Source organism: Parasedimentitalea denitrificans, assembly GCF_011813015.1.
GTDB classification, from domain to species: domain Bacteria; phylum Pseudomonadota; class Alphaproteobacteria; order Rhodobacterales; family Rhodobacteraceae; genus Parasedimentitalea; species Parasedimentitalea denitrificans.
In genome coordinates this window covers 81,020-100,719 of sequence record NZ_QHLQ01000001.1, presented here as the reverse complement: position 1 = coordinate 100,719, position 19,700 = coordinate 81,020, and the positions used below count along the sequence as shown (strand labels likewise).

20 protein-coding genes are annotated in these 19,700 nt (G+C 56.4%); 13 read left to right on the top strand and 7 right to left on the bottom strand.

The genetic code is table 11. From position 1 onward, the window contains the following. The first annotated feature begins 2 nt into the window (after positions 1-2). From nuoN to DL239_RS00500, 4 genes are all read left to right on the top strand, one after another. On the top strand, positions 3-1,442 hold the full coding sequence (nuoN, locus tag DL239_RS00515) for an NADH-quinone oxidoreductase subunit NuoN (protein WP_167681158.1): 1,440 nt from the start codon (positions 3-5) through the stop codon (positions 1,440-1,442). A 112-nt stretch (positions 1,443-1,554) separates the two neighbouring features. Then, positions 1,555-2,304 (top strand): biotin--[acetyl-CoA-carboxylase] ligase, encoded by a 750-nt coding sequence (locus DL239_RS00510; RefSeq protein ID WP_167681156.1) that lies wholly within the window; start codon positions 1,555-1,557, stop codon positions 2,302-2,304. Positions 2,305-2,319: 15 nt separating this feature from the next. Beyond that, on the top strand, positions 2,320-3,096 hold the full coding sequence (locus DL239_RS00505) for a type III pantothenate kinase (RefSeq protein WP_167681155.1): 777 nt from the start codon (positions 2,320-2,322) through the stop codon (positions 3,094-3,096). A gap of 1 nt (position 3,097) precedes the next feature. Continuing rightward, positions 3,098-4,765 (top strand): ribonuclease J, encoded by a 1,668-nt coding sequence (locus DL239_RS00500; protein WP_167681153.1) that lies wholly within the window; start codon positions 3,098-3,100, stop codon positions 4,763-4,765. A 94-nt stretch (positions 4,766-4,859) separates the two neighbouring features. Here DL239_RS00500 and DL239_RS00495 read toward each other — a convergent pair whose 3' ends face one another. Then, the gene (locus DL239_RS00495) at positions 4,860-5,033 is read right to left on the bottom strand and encodes an RSP_7527 family protein (RefSeq protein WP_167681151.1); all 174 of its coding nucleotides are present in this window, start codon (positions 5,031-5,033) and stop codon (positions 4,860-4,862) included. Between the two features lie 230 nt (positions 5,034-5,263). On the opposite strand from DL239_RS00495, the gene DL239_RS00490 reads away from it, so the two are divergent. After that, positions 5,264-5,851, top strand: coding sequence for a histidine phosphatase family protein (locus DL239_RS00490; protein WP_167681149.1), 588 nt, complete (start codon positions 5,264-5,266; stop codon positions 5,849-5,851). A gap of 250 nt (positions 5,852-6,101) precedes the next feature. On the opposite strand, the gene DL239_RS00485 is transcribed toward DL239_RS00490, so the two are convergent. From DL239_RS00485 to DL239_RS00475, 3 genes are all read right to left on the bottom strand, one after another. Next, on the bottom strand, positions 6,102-7,619 hold the full coding sequence (locus DL239_RS00485; RefSeq protein ID WP_167681147.1) for a DEAD/DEAH box helicase: 1,518 nt from the start codon (positions 7,617-7,619) through the stop codon (positions 6,102-6,104). Between the two features lie 184 nt (positions 7,620-7,803). Further along, positions 7,804-8,739 (bottom strand): glycosyltransferase family 2 protein, encoded by a 936-nt coding sequence (locus tag DL239_RS00480; protein ID WP_167681921.1) that lies wholly within the window; start codon positions 8,737-8,739, stop codon positions 7,804-7,806. 85 nt (positions 8,740-8,824) lie between these two features. Then, positions 8,825-10,432, bottom strand: a complete 1,608-nt coding sequence (locus DL239_RS00475; protein ID WP_167681145.1) for a peptide chain release factor 3 — start codon at positions 10,430-10,432, stop codon at positions 8,825-8,827. Positions 10,433-10,512: 80 nt separating this feature from the next. Here DL239_RS00475 and DL239_RS00470 point away from each other — a divergent pair, with 80 nt between their 5' ends. After that, complete coding sequence (locus tag DL239_RS00470; protein ID WP_206188293.1) at positions 10,513-10,953, top strand: BrnA antitoxin family protein; 441 nt, start codon at positions 10,513-10,515, stop codon at positions 10,951-10,953. A 360-nt stretch (positions 10,954-11,313) separates the two neighbouring features. Continuing rightward, a complete protein-coding gene (locus tag DL239_RS00465; protein WP_167681141.1) occupies positions 11,314-11,781 on the top strand; it encodes a hypothetical protein in 468 nt (155 codons plus the stop codon). A 17-nt stretch (positions 11,782-11,798) separates the two neighbouring features. On the opposite strand, the gene DL239_RS00460 is transcribed toward DL239_RS00465, so the two are convergent. Beyond that, positions 11,799-12,839 (bottom strand): Hint domain-containing protein, encoded by a 1,041-nt coding sequence (locus DL239_RS00460; RefSeq protein WP_369410516.1) that lies wholly within the window; start codon positions 12,837-12,839, stop codon positions 11,799-11,801. Between the two features lie 165 nt (positions 12,840-13,004). Between DL239_RS00460 and DL239_RS00455 the strand changes: the two genes are divergently transcribed. From DL239_RS00455 to DL239_RS00435, 5 genes are all read left to right on the top strand, one after another. Further along, positions 13,005-13,784 carry an SDR family oxidoreductase gene (locus DL239_RS00455; protein ID WP_167681139.1) on the top strand — a complete coding sequence of 260 codons (780 nt, stop codon included), beginning with the start codon at positions 13,005-13,007 and terminating at the stop codon, positions 13,782-13,784. Position 13,785: 1 nt separating this feature from the next. Next, on the top strand, positions 13,786-14,904 hold the full coding sequence (locus DL239_RS00450) for a YhaZ family DNA alkylation repair protein (protein ID WP_167681137.1): 1,119 nt from the start codon (positions 13,786-13,788) through the stop codon (positions 14,902-14,904). Between the two features lie 198 nt (positions 14,905-15,102). Next, positions 15,103-16,152 carry a methyltransferase domain-containing protein gene (locus DL239_RS00445; protein WP_167681135.1) on the top strand — a complete coding sequence of 350 codons (1,050 nt, stop codon included), beginning with the start codon at positions 15,103-15,105 and terminating at the stop codon, positions 16,150-16,152. Positions 16,153-16,241: 89 nt separating this feature from the next. Further along, on the top strand, positions 16,242-17,345 hold the full coding sequence (locus DL239_RS00440) for an ABC transporter ATP-binding protein (protein WP_167681133.1): 1,104 nt from the start codon (positions 16,242-16,244) through the stop codon (positions 17,343-17,345). Between the two features lie 42 nt (positions 17,346-17,387). Next, positions 17,388-18,242: a GNAT family N-acetyltransferase gene (locus tag DL239_RS00435; protein ID WP_167681131.1), complete on the top strand. Its 855-nt coding sequence runs from the start codon at positions 17,388-17,390 to the stop codon at positions 18,240-18,242. On the opposite strand, the gene DL239_RS00430 is transcribed toward DL239_RS00435, so the two are convergent. Both DL239_RS00430 and DL239_RS00425 read right to left on the bottom strand, forming a co-directional pair. Further along, positions 18,239-18,916: a helix-turn-helix transcriptional regulator gene (locus DL239_RS00430; RefSeq protein WP_167681129.1), complete on the bottom strand. Its 678-nt coding sequence runs from the start codon at positions 18,914-18,916 to the stop codon at positions 18,239-18,241. The genes DL239_RS00435 and DL239_RS00430 overlap by 4 nt on opposite strands. A 33-nt stretch (positions 18,917-18,949) precedes the next feature. Next, positions 18,950-19,258: a hypothetical protein gene (locus tag DL239_RS00425; protein WP_167681127.1), complete on the bottom strand. Its 309-nt coding sequence runs from the start codon at positions 19,256-19,258 to the stop codon at positions 18,950-18,952. Positions 19,259-19,478: 220 nt separating this feature from the next. Here DL239_RS00425 and tatA point away from each other — a divergent pair, with 220 nt between their 5' ends. Further along, the gene (gene tatA / locus DL239_RS00420) at positions 19,479-19,694 is read left to right on the top strand and encodes a twin-arginine translocase TatA/TatE family subunit (RefSeq protein WP_167681125.1); all 216 of its coding nucleotides are present in this window, start codon (positions 19,479-19,481) and stop codon (positions 19,692-19,694) included. The last annotated feature ends 6 nt before the right edge of the window (positions 19,695-19,700 follow it).

Sequence of the window (19,700 nt, the reverse complement as noted above, 5' to 3'; positions counted from 1 at the left end):
AGATGATCCAAGCTGATCTCAACGTAATCCTGCCAGAAATGATCCTGGCTGTTTACGCCATGCTGGCACTGCTCCTTGCTGTGTACTCCACCAAGGACAAACTGGGGCCGCTGTTAATCTGGACCACCAGTGGCCTGATGGCTGTACTGGCGCTGTGGATTGCCGGTAGCGGTAGCGGCACCAATGTTGCCTTTGGCGGCATGTTCGTCGATGACGGTTTTGCCCGTTTTGCCAAAGTCACCATCCTGCTGTCAGCCGCAGCAGTGTTGGTGATGGGGCAGGACTACATGGCGCAACGCGGCATGCTGAAGTTTGAATACCCACTGCTGGTTTCGCTGAGCGTTGTTGGCATGATGATGATGGTCTCTGCTGGTGACCTGATGTCGCTGTACATGGGGCTAGAGCTGCAGTCGCTGGCGCTGTACGTCGTTGCATCCATGCGTCGCGACAGTGTGAAGTCTACCGAAGCTGGCCTGAAGTACTTTGTGCTGGGGGCGCTGTCGTCGGGCCTGCTGCTGTACGGCGCGTCGCTGGTCTACGGCTTTGCTGGCACCACCAAGTTCGAAGGCATCATTCAGGTTGCGCAACACGGCGAAGTGTCGATTGGTCTGTTGTTTGGTATCGTGTTCCTGATCTCGGGCATGGCGTTCAAGGTTTCTGCTGTACCGTTCCACATGTGGACACCAGATGTATATGAAGGCGCACCTACACCGGTGACCGCGTTCTTTGCTTCGGCCCCCAAGATGGCTGCGATGGGTCTGTTTGCCCGTGTCATGCACGACGCATTCGGCAACGCGGTTTCGGACTGGAGCCAGGTTGTCGCGATGTTGTCTGTTGCGTCGATGTTCCTGGGCGCGGTGGCGGCGATTGGCCAGACCAACATTAAACGTCTGATGGCTTACTCATCGATTGCGCACATGGGCTTTGCTCTGATGGGGCTGGCTTCGGGTACCGTGTTTGGCGTGCAGGCGATGCTGATTTACATGGCGATCTATGTCACCATGAACATCGGTACCTTTGCCTTTATCCTGATGATGGAAAAAGACGGTAAGCCGGTAACTGACATCAACGCCCTGAACCTGTACTCGCGCCGTGAGCCGGGCAAGGCGCTGGCGATGCTGGTGCTGCTGTTCTCGCTGGCAGGTGTGCCGCCGATGCTCGGCTTCTTTGGTAAGTTCTATGTTCTGCGTGCCGCCTATGACGCGGGACTGGCCTGGCTGGCGATTGCCGGTGTTGTAGCCTCGGTTATTGGTGCCTTCTATTATCTTCGTATCGTGTACTACATGTACTTTGGCGAGGAGGGTGAAGAGATGGATCGGAATTCATCGCCTGTTCTGTGGGGCTTCCTGATGGCATCTGCTGCGGTGATGGTTCTGGGGATCGTCAATATGTTTGGCGTCGAAGGTGCTGCGGCTGCTGCAGCGGCCATGCTGGTCAACTAGGCGACAGTTCGATACAGAGTATGACAAATGAGACGCGCCCCTTGGGGCGCGTCGCTGTTTTTGAGGATGCCTTCGGCGAAGGTATTTAAAACAAGAAGAAGATGAGGGTGACATGCGGCAGTGGCCAGATGGATATGGGCGACGGATCCTGACCGAGGTGGATAGCACCTTGAATGAGGCTGCGAGGATTGCACCCTCACTTGCCGGTCCTGAATGGATCCTTGCCCACCACCAGACCGCCGCACGCGGCCGCAGAGGGCGGTCCTGGGCCAATCCCAAAGGGAACTTGGCCTGCACCTTGGTACTGCGTCCTGAAGGACCTCCAGCGCAGGCGGCTTTGCGAAGCTTTGTTGCTTCGCTGGCTCTGTTTGATGCCTGTGTTGCAGTAACGGGGCGTGCTGCTGGCTTTTCCCTTAAGTGGCCCAACGATGTTTTGCTCAATGGTGGTAAATTGGCCGGAATTCTGCTCGAAAGTGCAGGCTCTGGTGGAGGTGTCACGCATCTGTTCATTGGTATCGGGGTGAACCTGAGCGAAGTGCCGCCGGTGGAGCAATTGGAAGAGCGCGCTGTTCGACCTGTATCATTGTTGTCTGAAGCTGGGGCTGCGGTAACGCCCGAAGAGTTTCTGGGAGAGCTGGCGGCGGCCTATGCCCATTATGAACAACAGTTTGTGACATATGGGTTTGAAGTGATCAGAACCGCTTGGCTAGACAAGGCTGCCAAGTTAGGAGAGGTCATCACCGCTCGCACTGGTTCCTCGGAAACCACAGGGACGTTTGAAACGGTGGACGGCGAGGGCAACCTTGTTCTAAACACCGCCAAAGGCCGCGTCAGCATCCCTGCAGCGGATATCTATTTCTAGGAAGGGCAAGGCACGATGCTTTTGGCAGTCGATTGCGGCAATACCAATACCGTGTTTTCCATCTGGGATGGTGAGCGCTTTATCGGCACGTGGCGCACCGCCACTGAATGGCAGCGAACTGCCGATCAGTATTACGTCTGGCTAAGCACACTGATGCGGTTGCAGGGGATCGAGGCGGACATCACTGATGTGATCATCTCGTCTACAGTGCCGCGTGTGGTGTTTAATCTGCGGGTTCTGTCTGACCGATACTTCAATACACGCCCGCTGGTGGTGGGTAAGCCGGACTGTTTGCTGCCCGTCGATGTGCGGGTGGATGAGGGCACAGCGGTTGGGCCGGATAGGCTGGTCAACACCGTTGCAGGGTTTGATCACTATGGCGGCAACCTGATCATGGTGGATTTTGGCACCGCGACGACTTTTGATGTCGTGGCTGATGATGGCGCCTATATCGGTGGAGTGATCGCTCCGGGTGTGAACCTGAGCCTTGAGGCCCTGCACCAAGCGGCGGCAGCATTGCCCCATGTGGACATTTCAAAGCCGCAAGCCGTTATCGGCACCAACACCGTAGCCTGCATGCAATCCGGCGTGTTCTGGGGCTATGTGGGACTGGTGCGCGAGATCTGCACGCGGATCAAAGCGGAACACGGCGTTCCGATGAAAATCATCTCGACAGGCGGGCTGGCGCCTTTGTTCCAGCAATCAGCACAACTTTTTGACGCTTTTGAGGATGATCTGACCATGCATGGTCTGCAGATCATTCACAAATACAACAAGGAAAACGGTCTCTAAAATGAGCACTGAACGATTGATCTATCTGCCCCTCGGTGGGGCAGGCGAAATTGGTATGAACGCCTATGTCTATGGCTATGGCAAACCTGGCAAAGAGCGCCTGATCCTGGTGGATCTGGGCGTGGCTTTCCCGGATATGGACAGTACCCCTGGTGTTGACCTGATCATGCCTGACATGACCTGGCTGCAAGAGCGCGCCGGTCAGCTCGAAGGCATCTTTATCACCCACGCCCACGAAGACCACATTGGCGGTGTAGCGCATATGTATGGCAAGCTGAACGTGCCAATCTATGCACGTGCCTTCACCGCCAATATTGCGCGCCGCAAGATGAAAGAGCACGGCCATCCGGAAGAGGCTGTGCGCACGGTTTCTGCATGGCCGGAAGTGACCAAATTGGGCCCTTTCAGCATTGGTGTCGTGCCTATCTCGCACTCGGTTCCCGAAAGCGGCGGTCTTGTCATCGATACGCCTGCGGGCCGTGTTCTGCACTCGGGTGACTTCAAAACCGATCCAACGCCGATTGTAGGCGAGCCTTTTGACCCAGCGGTCTGGACTGAGCTGAGCAAAGGCGGCGTACAGGCGTTGATGTGTGACAGTACCAACGTGTTCTCTCCGAACCCTGGCCGATCAGAGCTGGAACTGGGCCCCGAGATCACCAAGTTGGTTCAGGATGCCAAGGGCATGGTTGTTGCCACCACCTTTGCGTCGAACGTAGCACGTGTGAAGACACTGGCCGAAGCAGGCGAGCGGGCAGGTCGATCTGTTGTTCTGCTGGGCCGCGCGATGCAGCGGATGATCGAGGCTTCTGTTGAAACCGGTGTGCTGACGGATTTCCCATCGGTTGTCAGCCCCGAGGAAGCCACCCAGATGCCGCGTGAGAACGTGATGCTGCTGGTTACAGGCAGTCAGGGCGAACGCCGCGCTGCCTCGGCCCAGTTGGCGCGTGGCAAGTACCGTGGACTACAGTTGAAAGAGGGCGATCTGTTCCTGTTCTCCTCCAAGACCATTCCGGGCAATGAGAAGGGCGTGATTAGCATCATGAACCAGCTCTCGGAAAAGGGCGTGGATATCGTCGATGACAGCTCGGGCCTGTATCACGTATCGGGCCACGCCAACCGTCCGGACCTGGAAACTCTTCACGATCTAGTGAAGCCCAAGATGCTGATCCCGATGCATGGCGAACACCGCCACCTGCGGGAACACTCGCGCCTTGGTATCAGCAAAGGCATGGCTAGCGCAGTTGTCGTCAACGGCATGATGATGGACCTGACTGGCGACACGCCAGAAGTCGCTGAATACGTCGACACTGGCCGCACCTATCTGGATGGCTCGGTCAAGGTCGGCGCGATGGACGGTATCGTTCGGGACCGTATCCGTATGGCGTTGAACGGCCATGTGGTGGTCACTGTTATCCTGGACGAGGAAGACGAACCGCTGGGTGAACCTTGGTGTGATATCAAAGGTCTGGCAGAGACCGGTCGCTCCAAGGATGGTTTGGTCGAGACTTTGGAGAAGGACCTGAACCAGTTCCTGACACGGTCTAACAAAAAGACCCTGCGCGATGACGACAAACTGGAAGAAGGTCTGCGTCGGGTTGCCAGACAGTCTGCCAATAACGAGATCGGCAAAAAACCCGAAGTAACCGTGGTTGTCAGCCGGATGCGGTGACCCTTTGGGTCACCCTAAGCTAACAAAATGCAAAACGCCCCGGTTGTTCCGACCGGGGCGTTTTCTGTTCAAGTGAGTGGTAACTGGTTGTCTATTATGCAGGGTGCGAGCGGTGGAATAGGCTCACAACCTTGTGCGGAACCGCTGCGATGCCGCGGCCAAGGGCACGCATCATGTCGCGCATCGCTTCGCTGCGAAGCTGGTGGGCGCGGGCCTCGATGGCCCGGATATCAGCGGTAGTCAGGTTCGGTGTGTCAAACTGGGACATGTGTTCTTCTCGCGTCGGTGTATCTAGTGTCGTTGCTTGGAATAGCAGATAGGCGAGACTGGTTTGGATAACATCGGCCAAGTTAGCATTGCCGCCATGCAGCAATTGCAATCGTGCTTTAACAAAGTCCTAAGGCCTGGTCGTAGTCAGGTCTGTCTGACCTGTACCGATACTAACTACAGGCCGGCAGCCAACTTGCACAGACCTGAGCGCAGTGCAATACAAGGCAAATGAAACAAGATGCGAAAAATAAAAGAGAATTCCTGTTTGTCCGCCACGGGCAAACGGACTGGAATATACAAGGCCGCCTGCAAGGGCGATCTGACCAGCCGCTCAATTCAACCGGCATTGCCCAGGCGAAGGTCTCGGCTGAAAGCCTAGTGGGTCAATCTGTCGGGGCCATTGTCAGTAGTCCACTTCTTAGGGCGCATCGAACTGCAACAATAATTTCCGACCGTCTCGGCGTTCCGGTCATGACAGATGATGACTTGATAGAACGCAATTTTGGTGCCTTCGAGGGACAGCTGCTCAGCGAAATAGTTCCTGCCGGTATCTCCGTGCTAGATTTTGTAACGATGGAAAGCCTTTCGGCGGATAGTGAACCCTGGGGCGATGTTTGCCAGCGGGTCTCTACGAGCGTGGACAATTGGCAAAACGACTTTCCAGATAAACCTGTGCTGTTTGTTAGCCACTATGGCGTTATCAGCGCGCTGTGCCAGAACCTATTCGGGGAAAAGAAGCCTGCGAAGAATGCAGTGCCGTTTCACTTTTCACGTTGTGGGGAGTGGAGTATGGCCGAGGTGATGGCCAAGGATTGAAGGCCGATCAGTTAGGCCACATGCAAAATTGCGAAGACCTCTGAAAATTCGTACTGTGGGCCAAGATTGAACTGACCATAGTGCGTCCAATCGGGACAATTCCAATTCTCCCAGCAATTTGGGTCAAACAATGGTGAATGGAGCCGTTAGACCGCCAACCGCGCTTCAATATGCACATGAGCAGAACTCTAAAGTAAAAAGGCCGCACCCACTGGGTACGGCCTGAATTGCTCATGATCAGGTTGTCCAATCAGCCTGCGCGGCGCTCTTCAAAGCTGAGCGCGATAAAGCTGGGCAGGTGATCACCTAGGCCAACAACTGTCTTGCCGTTGTCGCGTCCCCCGCGTGAACGGTTGGATGACCGTGACGAAGACCGGTTGTCGCCTGACTTGCCGCGATTGTCGTTTGAGCCAGCGTTTGACCGGCGGTTATCCGACTTGCTCTGACGTTCAGCTGGCGCATCCTTAGCTGGTGCTTCGGTCTGTGCGTCAGCCTGTGCCGCTGGCGCTGCATCGGTGGCTTCGCTTGGCTTGCTGTCCGACTTGGACGAACGGCGAGTACGGCCAGTGAATTTCTTCTCTGTGTCGCCGTCCTTGGTCTTTTCAGACTTGGCGGATTTCAGTGGGTTTTCCAGACGCGGAATCTCGGTCTGGACCAGACGTTCGATGCCGGCAAGGTTCTTTTCGTCCTTGGGGACGCAGATCATCATAGCAGTGCCATCACGACCAGCGCGACCGGTACGGCCAATGCGGTGCACATAGTCTTCGGCATGACTTGGCACATCAAAGTTGAACACGTGGCTGACGTTTGGAACATCCAAACCACGGGCCGCAACATCGGAAGCAACCAGAAAACGCAGCGATCCATCGCGGAACGAATCCAGGGTTTTCATCCGGTGGCTCTGCTCTAGATCACCGTGGATCGGAGACGCGTTGTAGCCGTATTTTTTCAGTGACTTGGCAACGATATCCACGTCCATCTTGCGGTTGCAAAAGATAATCGCGTTGGTGCACTTATCGCATTCAAGGTCGATCAAAGTCCGCAGGAGCTTACGCTTTTCACTGCCTTCGCGGTCACGACGCGAGGCTTTGAACATAACGACGCCTTGCGTGATGTTCTCGGAGGTGGTTGCCTGACGGGCCACCTCGATACGGGCAGGGGCCGACAGGAAGGTGTTGGTGATACGCTCAATTTCAGGTGCCATTGTGGCCGAGAAGAACAGCGTCTGACGGGTCAGGGGATTGGTCAGGCCAAAAATACGTTCGATATCTGGGATGAATCCCATGTCGAGCATCCGGTCGGCTTCGTCCACAACCATGACTTTAACGTCAGAGAGAATCAGTTTACCGCGCTCAAAATGGTCCAGCAGACGACCAGGCGTTGCGATTAGAACGTCCACACCGCGGTCGATTGCAGCATCCTGTTCTTTGAACGAAACACCGCCGATCAGCAGTGCTTTGGTCAGTTTCAGGTGCTTGGTGTAGGTGTCAAAGTTTTCGGCAACCTGGGCAGCAAGTTCACGTGTCGGACACAGAACCAAGCTGCGCGGCATGCGCGCGCGGGCACGGCCACGGGCCAGCAAAGTGATCATAGGCAGGGTAAAAGAGGCTGTTTTGCCAGTCCCTGTCTGTGCAATGCCCAAAACATCGCGACCTTCCAGAGCAGGCGGAATGGCTTCGGCCTGGATCGGAGTAGGGGTTTCATAGCCCGCTTCGTTGATCGCTTTTAGAACTTTGGGGTTTAGATTCAGATCAGAAAATTTCGTCATGTGTTTCCGCGTTTCGCGGACGCTGACTTGGACCGCACGTACATTTAGATGGCCGGACCCGGTTGGTCGTTGTGCGTTCTGCACGATCGGCTCGCGGCGGGGAATACCAAAAACAGGGCCACGGGTCAAATGAAGTCGGCCATATGTCGCGCCAAAGTTTGGATTGGCGCAACTGGGAGACAAATCACTGGTATTCTGGGAAATGTGTCCGTCGTTTTTCAGCTAAATTCAGGTCGCGGAGCTTAAGAAGATTATGATTTTTCAATTGGGCGCGTCGTTCCGCCGTATCTGCACAGATTTCATCGTAGAAAGATCGCAAACCTGCTACACCGTCTTCTGCTTCCAGCATGCTAAGGACCTCATGAAGGGTCGCGCCGCCGTTCTCGCGAGAGCGATTTGGCTTTAGCTCGGATCGGTACGAACCCTTCTGAAGACGGTAGCGATATTGTGCGATCCAATCGTCCCAGTTCTTGCTGTGAAGATGGCACAGATCCACTGTCGGGAGCTCAACTTGATCAGGGTTTGATGCATCGTCCACAAAGACATTGTGGATGCGGAACTTAACGTCGTCGGAACCAGTGCGGGCGAACACCTTTCCCTGTTCATGACTAAGGAAGCCGCCCTTCAGGTAGTCTCCAAACTTGGGGTACAGGCTTTGAACAATAGCGTTACGCCGAGGGGTTCTGGGCATATGCGCCTTGAACGCGGTACCATTGCTGCCGAGTGACTCTATCGGTCTGGCCCGGGCGCAGAATACATCCTGCGGCAGGTTACCTAGAGTTTGGTCGATCGGGTCTTCGCTCCACAGAAACTCGTCCACATCCATATGAACTAGCCAGTCCAGTTCTCTGGCTTGCTGACGATAGGCACGGGTGGCGTTCAGGGTTTGGCGGACTTGGTGTTTGTTGGGGCGGGATTTGCGGCGCTTTAGCCAATAGGCCTCGTCACAGTGAATAACCCGAACCTTCGGATGCGCCTGCAGAAAGGGCATTGCTTTGGGGCAGGGGGCATCAAGATAGATGAACAGACGGTGGGCGCCTGCCTCGATATGATAGGCGGCAAAATTCAGAACATCGTCGGCCTCGGCCTTGATGGTGGAGACAAGGCCCCAGCGGGTCATCGGATCAGTATCCCAGCCCGACAGTTTTGCCGGGCTGGGCACCTATTTTGCGGGGTGAAAAGAACTGAGCAGTGTTCTTCTGTCCTCAAACCATCATCTCTTTCGTCGCTGTCAGTTTCAGGTCTGGATAGTCACGTACAACCCGATCGATATCCCACGCCATTCTGGTCAGGTAGACGATGTCGCCGTCATGGTCGTGAGCGATATGCTGGCCATTGGCGTTGATGAACTTGTCCATCGCCTGTTTGTCCCCGGCAACCCAACGCGCAGAGGTGAACTGACTTTGTTCAAACCGTACTGGCAGCCCGTATTCCATCTCAATCCGGCTGGCGAGAACTTCGAATTGAAGCTGGCCTACAACACCGACGATAAAGCCAGAACCGATCGAGGGCTTGAACACCTTGGCAGCACCTTCTTCGGCGAACTGCATCAGTGCCTTCTCCAAGTGCTTGGATTTCAAGGGGTCTCCGGCACGAACGGATTGCAGCAGTTCAGGCGCAAAGGATGGAATGCCGCTGACACGAAGGGCTTCACCCTCGGTCAGGGTGTCGCCAATGCGAAGTTGGCCGTGGTTCGGGATGCCGATGATATCACCGGCCCAAGCCTCTTCTGCCAGTTCCCGATCCGAGGCCAGGAACAGTACAGGGTTTGAAATCGCCATCGGCTTTTTGGTGCGCACGTGGGTCAGCTTCATGCCACGTTTGAAATGACCCGAGGCCATGCGGACAAAGGCGACGCGGTCGCGGTGTTTGGGGTCCATGTTGGCCTGAACCTTGAACACAAAACCGGCGACCTTTTTCTCTTCCGGGGCGATGTTGCGGGGCTGGGCGGTTTGCACCTGAGGCTCTGGGCCGTATTTGGCAATTCCGTCCATCAACTCTTTAACACCAAAGGAATTAATCGCCGAGCCAAACCAGATCGGTGTCATGGTTCCGTCGAGCAGCGCCTGAGGGTCCAGTGCTGGTAGCAGCTCGCGCGCCATCTCCAGCTCTTCCAGGAACTTTTCCAGCAGGTGCTCAGGCACATATTCAGCCAGCTTGGGGTCGTCCAAGCCATTGATTTCAACACTTTCCGCGACCTTGTTCCGGTTAGCGCGGTCCATCAGTTCCAACCGGTCGTGCAGGATGTCGTAGGTGCCGATGAAATCACGGCCAACCCCGATAGGCCAGCTGGCCGGGGTCACGTCGATGGCCAGATTTTCCTGAATTTCATCAATGATGTCAAAGATTTCCCGGCTCTCGCGGTCCATCTTGTTACAGAAGGTCAGGATCGGCAGATCGCGTAGGCGGCAGACCTCGAACAGTTTCTGGGTCTGGCTTTCCACACCCTTGGCACCATCGATCACCATAACAGCCGCATCCACTGCGGTCAGGGTGCGATAAGTATCTTCGGAGAAGTCCGAGTGGCCGGGGGTGTCAACAAGGTTAAACCGGAAGTTCCCGAAATCAAACGACATTGCCGAGGCGCTGACCGATATACCGCGGTCTTTTTCCATCTGCATAAAGTCGGAGCGGGTGCGGCGCGCCTCACCCTTGGCGCGGACCTGTCCAGCCATCTGGATCGCGCCACCATAGAGTAGAAACTTTTCCGTCAGAGTCGTCTTACCGGCATCCGGATGCGAGATGATCGCAAAGGTGCGGCGGCGGGCGATTTCGCTCGGCAATTCGGGGCGGTTTGAGGCAGTGTCCAACATGAGCGCGCGTATAGGTAAGAAACGCCCCAGAAGCAAGGAAAACGCGGGGGTGTTACGCGTGCACCATACGTGCACCACGCATGCACCGTTCGCTGTGCTTGGGACGGGTTAACGAATTGGGCGCAGGATGCCCGTTCCCGCAACAGGCAGAAAGCTGTGGTACTGTGACATACAATCGAAAATCAGCCAGCACGGAAATGCAACTGGAACTGGAGACCCATCAAGACGCGATGCGCCGCGAGTGGCTGGACAAGAGCCTGCCCGAGGATTGGAGTGGCATGGACAGTTGGGAGCGGTTGGACCGGGACAAGACCCGCGTGACCATCCGGCTGGACGCCGACATGGTGCGCTGGTTTCGTAAACTTGGGCTAGGATACGGGCGCCGAATAAATGCGGTGCTGCGGATTTACTGGATGGCGCTGCTAAGTGGACACATAGAGGCCTATGTCGGGGATAACGTGACGCCACGGTTGTTCCTGAATGCTCATGCCAAGGTGCGGGAAATGGAGAAGGGACGCTAGATTGGGCAAGAAAGCTTTTTTCGACGGGCATGAGCCGCATCTGTTTTAGGCGCAACCGGGCGGATCCTATCACACTAACAGAGCAATCCATAATACAGGGCTTGCAGGATTTCACATGGGACGTGAGGCGTAGCCGATCGGCCCGCGCCTGACCTTCCCCCCGGGAAGGCGCTTTGCACCTCCCCAAGGTCAGGCGCGGGCCTTTTGGGACTGCAACTTGCTACCCAAGCTGCAGTCTGATGCCAGAAACTGTCAGGAGAAACGCAGCTGGCTGTTGACCGTGAATTGCTGGATGTTCTATTTATGTTCTCTCGCTGGGCGCTGTGGTCTATTTGCGGTTTAGAAGAATTGGGTATCGATATGGAAAAGAGTGTTTTTGCTGATTGTGTTAACACGCAGGTGGCGTTGCTGCGCGCTGGAAAACCGTTGGAGGCTTTTGACCAGTTTTTTGCTGGTGATGGGCTCATGTTTGCAAATGACGTCCTATTTGCAACTGGCGCTGCCGAAGGACGGCGAAAGCAGGTGCCGTTTATTGCCTCTGCAGCATCCATTGACGGGGCGATTACCGATGTGAAGATCATTGATGATTTGCAGGTTTGTGTGTTCAGAAACAAAACCAGTTTTTGCACAGCCGAAGGCGTGCCGCATCGGATAGACGGGATGTGCTGGCAGCAGTGGAGCGACGGGAAAATCGTCGAGGAACGGTATTACGATGGCAACCGTATGAGGTTGTTGATCACTCAGGGGATCCTGGGGAACCCGGACATGATGATAAAGGACTACAAGCGAGATGAGCTAGACGAGCAAGGGGCACTTGCCCATGCCTAGACCATCGCAGTTGGGTGTTATCGAAGCGATGAACGTTTCAGGGCTGCGATTGCGTCAGGGCGATCCAGCAGCGCCTTTTGCACATCAAGCCCGTGGTCGTCTCGGCGGCCATGGGCGTTCATCTGCGACGACAGTTGTTCCTGCAGTTCAGGCGGCAATGTGTGCTTAGTGACCGAGTCGATCAACAGCGACTCGGCTGCGATGCCTTCGGCGTAGATGATGTGGTGTCGGTCGAACAGGATTTGAAAATAGTCGACAAAGCCGCCGTCCTGAACCACGACGGTTGTGCCGTTCACCAAGTGGCGTGCCTTGACCAGCAGTTCGGGTACGCCAGCGCCGATTTCGTCGCTGCGTTGATAGACAAACAGACGGTGGTCGGGGCTGACTACCAGGTTATTTTCGTTGTTCAGCGCACCGGCCCGAATAAGGATCGGGGCCATATTGCCAATGGCGCGGTGGGTGGTTTGGCCAACCCAGCGGACCATTTGGGGGCCGTCGTCGCGGGTAAGAACCCGGTCGCCGGCCTTGAGGTGCTCAATGGGTACCTGGGCGCCGGACGCCATGGTGATGTGGGTGCCACGACTAAAGGAAACGCTGGCAATCTGGGCCAGTCTCTTGCGCGCATCGTCGCGTTCACCGCGGACCAGCACATAGTCGGTCTGTGCCAGCATCGGGGACAGGGGCAAAATGAATATGGCTGCAATCATGCCATCGGCATCGACTTCGACCAGCAATAGGGCCTCGGTTATGCTGCCGTCCGGCGACATCAGGCTAAGGACGCAATCTAGGTGCAGATCGGCATTGGGCGTGCCCAATTCGGTCTGGTTGCCGATTTGCAGGTCACCGCCCGGATTTGCCAATATCGCCAGTCGCTGTGGCTTGGCACCTTGGTCCAGCTGGTAGGTGTCATCCAGCATCAGGTCATCCAGAACGCTGAGAGTATCGCCCATATTGGCACCGACGTGCACGCGAAAGCCCGAGGCGGGGTAGGCGAGGACAGACTGGATGTGACCGTATTCGATGTGCACTTGGAGACCTTGGGTTTGGGTGAGCCACACTTTGATATGGTGGCATTTCTGGGGCGCGTCCACCTGTTATTGCGCGCAAATGTGTCTGTAGCTGGACCGGATCACGCAGATTTGCGGGCAAGCGGGGGTGGTCAATTCAATGATGCCGGTGCAAGGGTGTCGTCAAAATGTTCGTATGTCTTAGGGGAGAATACTATGGAACTGGGAATTTCCGGTAAACGCGCGCTGGTCTGTGCCAGCAGCAAGGGTTTGGGTCTGGGCTGCGCCGAGGCCTTGGCTGAGGCTGGTGTCAATCTGGTGATGAATGCGCGTGGGGCGCAGGCGCTAGAGGACGCGGCGCAAGCGATCCGCGACCAGTATGGTGTGGATGTTGTTACGGTTGCCGCTGACATTGCCACTGCCGAGGGGCAGGCCAAGGTGCTGAAGGCCGCTGAAGGCGTTGATATCTTGGTAAATAACGCGGGTGGTCCGCCTCCGGGGATGTGGAGCGACTGGGACCGTGACGATTTCATCGCAGCACTTGATGCCAATATGCTGGCGCCGATTGCGCTGATGAAGGCACTGTTGCCGGGTATGATGGAGCGTGGCTGGGGCCGGGTGGTCAACATCACCAGTGTGTCGGTCAAAGCGCCAATTGCGGTGCTGGGTCTGTCGAACTCTGCGCGGGCTGGTTTGACTGGTTACGTGGCCGGAACGGCTCGGCAGGTGGCGGGGCACGGCGTGACCATCAACAACCTGCAGCCGGGTATTCATGCAACTGATCGGGCGGTGGCGCTGGATACAGGTGTGTCAGCGCAGCAGGGAATTTCCATGGAAGAGGCCAAGGCGCAGCGCAGTGCCACCATTCCGGCAGGGCGCTATGGCACGCGTGGTGAGTTTGGTGCGACCTGTGCGTTCCTGTGTTCGCAGCATGCCGGGTTTATTGTAGGCCAGAACATCCTGCTGGATGGCGGCGCAACGAATACGGTGATGTAAGATGGCTGAGGTGTTCTCTTTGAAGGACCAGTTGTTCAACCGTGAAAAGGTTCGCTATCTAGCGAGCCTTTTTGCCGGAGCTGATCCGCAGTTCAATGCGGATAGGTTCGAGGCGCAAGTGATGGAGCAACTGCTGGAGTTGGAGCTGAAGCAGCGGATATCCTGGATTGCTGAGGTTCTGGGGGACATGTTGCCGGGGGAATTGCCTGCGGTGGCGGATACCCTGCGGGCTGCGCTGCCCGCGCCGTTGGATCCGCGCAAGACGGATGACGACTTTGGTGATTTCATCTTTGCGCCGCTGGGCGAATTTGTGATTGCCAAGGGGCTAGAGGATCACCGTGATCTGGCTTTGGACATGATCGAGGAGATCACCAAGCGGTTTTCGATGGAATGGGCCATTCGTCCGTTTCTGAACCGTTGGCCGGATGAGGTGATGGAGCGGTTGCAGGGCTGGGCTGTGCACGAGAACTATCATGTTCGCCGACTGGCAACTGAAGGCACGCGGCCGCGTTTGCCTTGGGGAGAGGCGGTCGGGCTTGAGCTGCATGACCCGCTGCCGCTGCTGGATGTGCTGCATGGGGATAAGACTCGATATGTGACTCGATCGGTGGCCAATCATTTGAATGACATCACCAAAAAAGATCCGGATCTAGTGTTGGACCGGCTGGAGGCCTGGCAACAGATGGCACGCCAGGACCGCAAGGAACTGGACTGGATGACGTCACATGCGCTGCGAGGCCTGATCAAGGCTGGGCATCCAAGGGCGATGACGATGTTGGGGTATGATCCCGACGTTGAGCTGGATGTCGAAGTGGAGTTGAAAGCCGAAACGGTGCGCATTGGCGAGGCGTTGGAGTTCTCATGCCACCTGAAGGCAGCCAAGGAGTTACCGGTGTTGGTTGACTACCGGCTGCATTTTCAGCGCCCTAGCGGCAAGATCTCGGTCAAGGTGTTCAAGTTGAAGCAGGCGAAACTGGGGGGCAAGGGGCTGTCGCTGAGTAAACGCCACCCGATGAAGGGCAATGCAAGGACATTCACCTTGATGCCCGGCCCGCATAAGCTGGAGCTGATGGTGAACGGCCGCGTCCGCGATGAGGTTAGCTTTGAGATGGTGGCCTGAATGAAGGCTCGGCCCGCAAGTTTATAAAGTGGGGTTCTGCCACCGGAACCTTGTGGGCTCCTCCCTCGGGATAGTTGTGGCCAGATGAACAAGGGAGCGGTTTTTGGCTGTCACTCTTTTGTCAAAGGCTGTGGATTGGGTTGCAGTACCTGTCTGGCGGCGGTAGCCGGACGGGGATGGGGATTTGAAGGCGCGACTATGGAACATCAATCTGTACAGAAATATTATGGCGAAGTGCTGCAGGGGAGTGAGGATTTGCAGACCAATGCCTGTTGCACGCCTGACGCCATGCCGGATCATGTAAAAGCGGTGTTATCGCAGATCCATGATGAGGTGCTGACGCGGTATTATGGCTGTGGCCTGATCGCGCCGTTGGCGCTGGAGGGGATGCGAATTCTTGATCTGGGCTGTGGCGCGGGGCGGGATGTCTATGCACTGTCGGCCATGGTTGGTGAACGTGGCCGGGTTGTTGGCGTTGACATGACACCGGCGCAGTTGGATGTGGCGCGGGCGCATCAGGCCTATCATGCCGAGAAATTTGGTTATGCCGCGTCTAATGTCGAATTCCACCATGGTTTTATTGAAAAGCTGGATGAGTTGGAATTGGAGCCAGGATCGTTTGATATCATCGTCTCTAACTGTGTGATCAACCTAGCCACTGACAAGGCTGCAGTGCTGAGCGGTGTACATCACCTGCTGAAAGAGGGCGGCGAGATGTATTTCTCGGATGTTTATGCGGATCGGCGGGTGCCGGAGGCGATGGCCAAAGATGAGGTGTTGTATGGCGAGTGCCTGTCCGGTGCCTTGTATTGGAATGATTTTCTGACACTGGCGCGGGCGGCAGGTTTTGGCGACCCGCGCCGGGTAGAGGCGCGGCCGCTGACTATTGAAAACCCTAAGCTGGAAGAGCGGATTGCGCCGCTGAAGTTTCTGTCGGCAACCTATCGGCTGTTCAAGTTGGCCGGGCTGGAACCGGCCTGTGAGGATTTTGGCCAAGCGGTTATCTACAAGGGCAATATCCCACATGCGCCGCATGAGTTTGTTTTGGATGATCATCATGTGATTGAGACGGGCAAGGTCTTCCCGGTTTGCGGCAATACCTGGATGATGCTGAAAGAGACCCGGTTTACGGAGCATTTTGAGTTTATCGGCAATTTTGATACCCATTACGGTATTTTCGAAGGATGCGGTGGCGAGAGCCCGTTTGTGGAAGGGCAAGCGGAAGGCAGTGTCGCATCTTGTTGTTGAATGCTTGCGCCAAGGGGGGCGGGTTGATATCCGATCTTGGAAATCCGAGGGTTTCCCTTGTTCAACGTCAGTGAGGCTGCACTTCGATCATGAATACCGCTCCTGAGGTCAGCGCGATGCAGACCACTCCTCGTCTGGAAATTCGTAACCTCGTGCGCCATTTTAATGGCCGCGCCGTGGTGGACGATGTGTCGCTTCGTATTCAGGCCGGGCAGGTGACATGCCTGTTGGGGCCGTCGGGCTGCGGTAAGTCGACCACCTTGCGGATCATCGCTGGGGTTGAGATGCAGGACAGCGGCGAGATCTATGTTGATGGCAAGCTGATCTGTGACACCGATTACCGGGTGCCGCCTGAGCGCCGTGAAATCGGGCTGATGTTCCAAGATTTTGCGCTGTTTCCACATCTGAGTGTGGGTGACAACGTGGCCTTTGGCCTGAAAGGGACCAAGGAGGCGAAGCGCGCACGGGCAGAGGAACTGTTGGCGCGTGTGGATTTGCTGCGGTTCATTGACGGGTTTCCACATCAGCTGTCAGGGGGCGAGCAACAGCGGGTTGCGCTGGCGCGGTCACTGGCGCCACGGCCGCGGATCATGCTGATGGATGAGCCGTTTTCTGGGCTGGACAACCGGCTGCGCGACGGCATTCGCGATGAAACGCTAAGCCTGCTGAAAGAGGAAGACACGGCGGTTCTTCTGGTTACGCACGAGCCGGAAGAAGCCATGCGGATGGCAGATGAGATTGCGCTGATGCGCGGTGGTAAAATCGTGCAGCAGGGCGCGCCGTATAATGTCTATAACCGACCGGTCGACCATGCGGCGGTTGCGTTTTTTAGCGATACCAATGTGCTAAAGGCACATGTGCAGGGCGCACTGGCGGAAACTCCGTTTGGTGGGTTTCTGGCACCAGGTCTGCCTGATGGCACCGATGTGGACATTGTTTTCCGGCCTCAACACCTGAAAATTGACTTTGACCGTGCTGGTACGGGCCCGTTACCTACGCCAAGTGACGGTGTGGCGGCCCGTGGGACCGTTCAGAGAGCGCGTTTTTTGGGGCATGAGAGCCTGGTGGAATTCAAGATGGACCACGATGGTTCGATCCTGAAAGCGACAGTGCCCAATGTATTCCTGCCCGAGGCAGGCCGGGTGATGTGGCTGACGGTGAAACGCAACCGGTGTTTTGTGTTTCCACGCTGAGTGTGCCAGCCTGCCGCTGTGATTGGCGCGTTGGGGGCACAGATGAACTCTTCTTACACTATGCAGGTGATGTCGGCGGCAGATCGGGATCTGATGGTGGAATGGGCTGCGGCGGAAGGCTGGAACCCCGGCGCTCAGGATGCGGCGTGCTTTGTTCGGGTAGATCCACAAGGGTTCTGGGGCGGCTGGGTTGATGGCGAGATGATCGCGTCAATTTCAGTGGTCAATTACGATCCGGGGTTTGCCTTTCTTGGTTTTTACATTGTGGCACAGGGCTGGCGAGGGCGTGGTTTTGGGTTGCAGCTGTGGCAGCGCGCGTTAGAGCACGCAGGCGACCGCGTGGTTGGGTTGGATGGCGTGGTCGATCAGCAAGATAACTATCGCGCCTCAGGGTTTGAGCTGGCCTATCGCAATATTCGGTATGGCGGTGTGCCCGAGATATTGCCGGGGAAGACGGTTGCCGGGCTAGAGTTGCGTGAGGTCACAGTGCCGGACGCGCAGCTGGAGGCACTGGATCGCGGGGTGTTTCCTGCTGCGCGTCATGATTTCTGGCAGGGATGGGTACAAGCTGCAGGGCATTCGACGGTGCAGGCGGTTTTGGATGGGGATCTGGTCGGGTTTGGAACCATTCGACCCTGCCGCGAAGGGTACAAGGTTGGGCCGTTAGTGGCAGGCTCGTCGCAGGTGGCTGAGGCTGTTTTGGCACGGCTGCTGAAAGGCATCGAACCGGGAGCTGAGGTTTTTCTGGACGTGCCAGAGCCAAACGGCGCGGCGGTTGGCGTTGCGCAGTCGCTGGGATTGGCTCCGGTGTTTGAGACTGCGCGAATGTACCGTGGGCCTGCTTCGGATATTGACGTGGACAAGGTATTTGGTGTCACAACGTTTGAGCTTGGTTAGGCTGTCTTTTCCGGGTCGTAGTCAGACAGCCGCTTGCCGGGTTCATCCACGAACAGTTCTGGCAAAGCGGTGGCGGCCTCGACTAGGTCCACACGGAACACCCGGAAATCATCGCGGGTTTCGCACCAAGCAGTAAGGGTCCAGACGCGGCCCCAGTATTCCATGTTCAAGGGCCGGATGGTGCGAGAGGTTGAGACGCCGTCGATTCGGCGGTAGTCGAGATGCAGTTTCTGTCGCGACTTTATCGCTGCGCGCAGGGTGGGCATGTGAGTGAAACCACGGGTGGCATCGGCAAATGGGTAGACCGCGAATTTCCAGGCGTCGGCCTCGGCCACTGTGCTGGTCGGTAGTACGGCGTCGATCTTGTCGGCCAGCGATAGGGCTGCTCTTTTCAGATCATCATCGGCGGCCTCGGCAACAATGGCCATGCCAAGGTTCAGGGCCTCAAGTTCTTCGGTGGTTAGGGTAACGGGGGGCAGGGTGATTGCCTCGCGCACCATGTAACCGACGCCGCGCTCGCCCTCGACCGGGACACCTGAGGCAACCAGCGTGTCCATGTCGCGGTAAATGGTGCGGACCGACACCTCTAGCCGGTCCGCGATGTCTTGGGCGCGATGGAGTTTGCCATCGCGTAGGATCTGGATGATATCAAAGAGGCGGTCGGAGCGGCGCATGGTGTAACCCTTGTCCCGCTCTGACCTGTCTCGTCAAGCCGCCATCTGCCACAGGACGTTTTCGTGACGCATGGACGCGCTGTCAGGAGCAATGGCTGCCATTAGCTCGGCAGTGCAGCCTGCCTTCATGAACTCTGCGGCTGCGGACTTGGCGGCCTCCATGCTTTCCCAAATGACATAGTCGGTCCATTTTCCGTCTTCCCCTTCGCTGAGCTGGCGGTGCACAAAGCCGGGCAGGCCGCGCACAAAGGATTCGGTGCCTTTGCTGATTTCAACAAAATCAGCTGATTTTACGTTATCGGCCAGGGCGAAGGTCACGATTTCAGCGACTGCATTCTTCATTTGTCATCTCCTATGTGTGTTGACGCTCTGGACCTAGCAGGGGGCAACTGACATAAACCTGTCAGTTGGGTTCGGCCGGTGGCAGAAAAGTTGGGAAAAGGTCTTGGAACCCACTGTCAGGATAGTGTTGTTGCTTTCGATCAATTCGTGTCGGGCGTAGAACCACTAGTGAAACGAATATACGGCGTGGATGGACGCCGGGAATAAAGGAGACATTCTTATGTTGAACAATATTGGCCTTCCAGGTCTGCTGCTGATCGCTGTTGTGGTTCTGGTTCTGTTTGGACGCGGTAAAATCAGTTCCCTGATGGGTGAAGTCGGCAAAGGCATCACATCATTCAAAAAGGGCATCAACGAAGGCCAGAAAGAGCTGGAAGAAGAAGCTTCGGAAACCGCCAAAGACGTGACTCCGGAAACCGACACCGACAAGGTATAATCCACT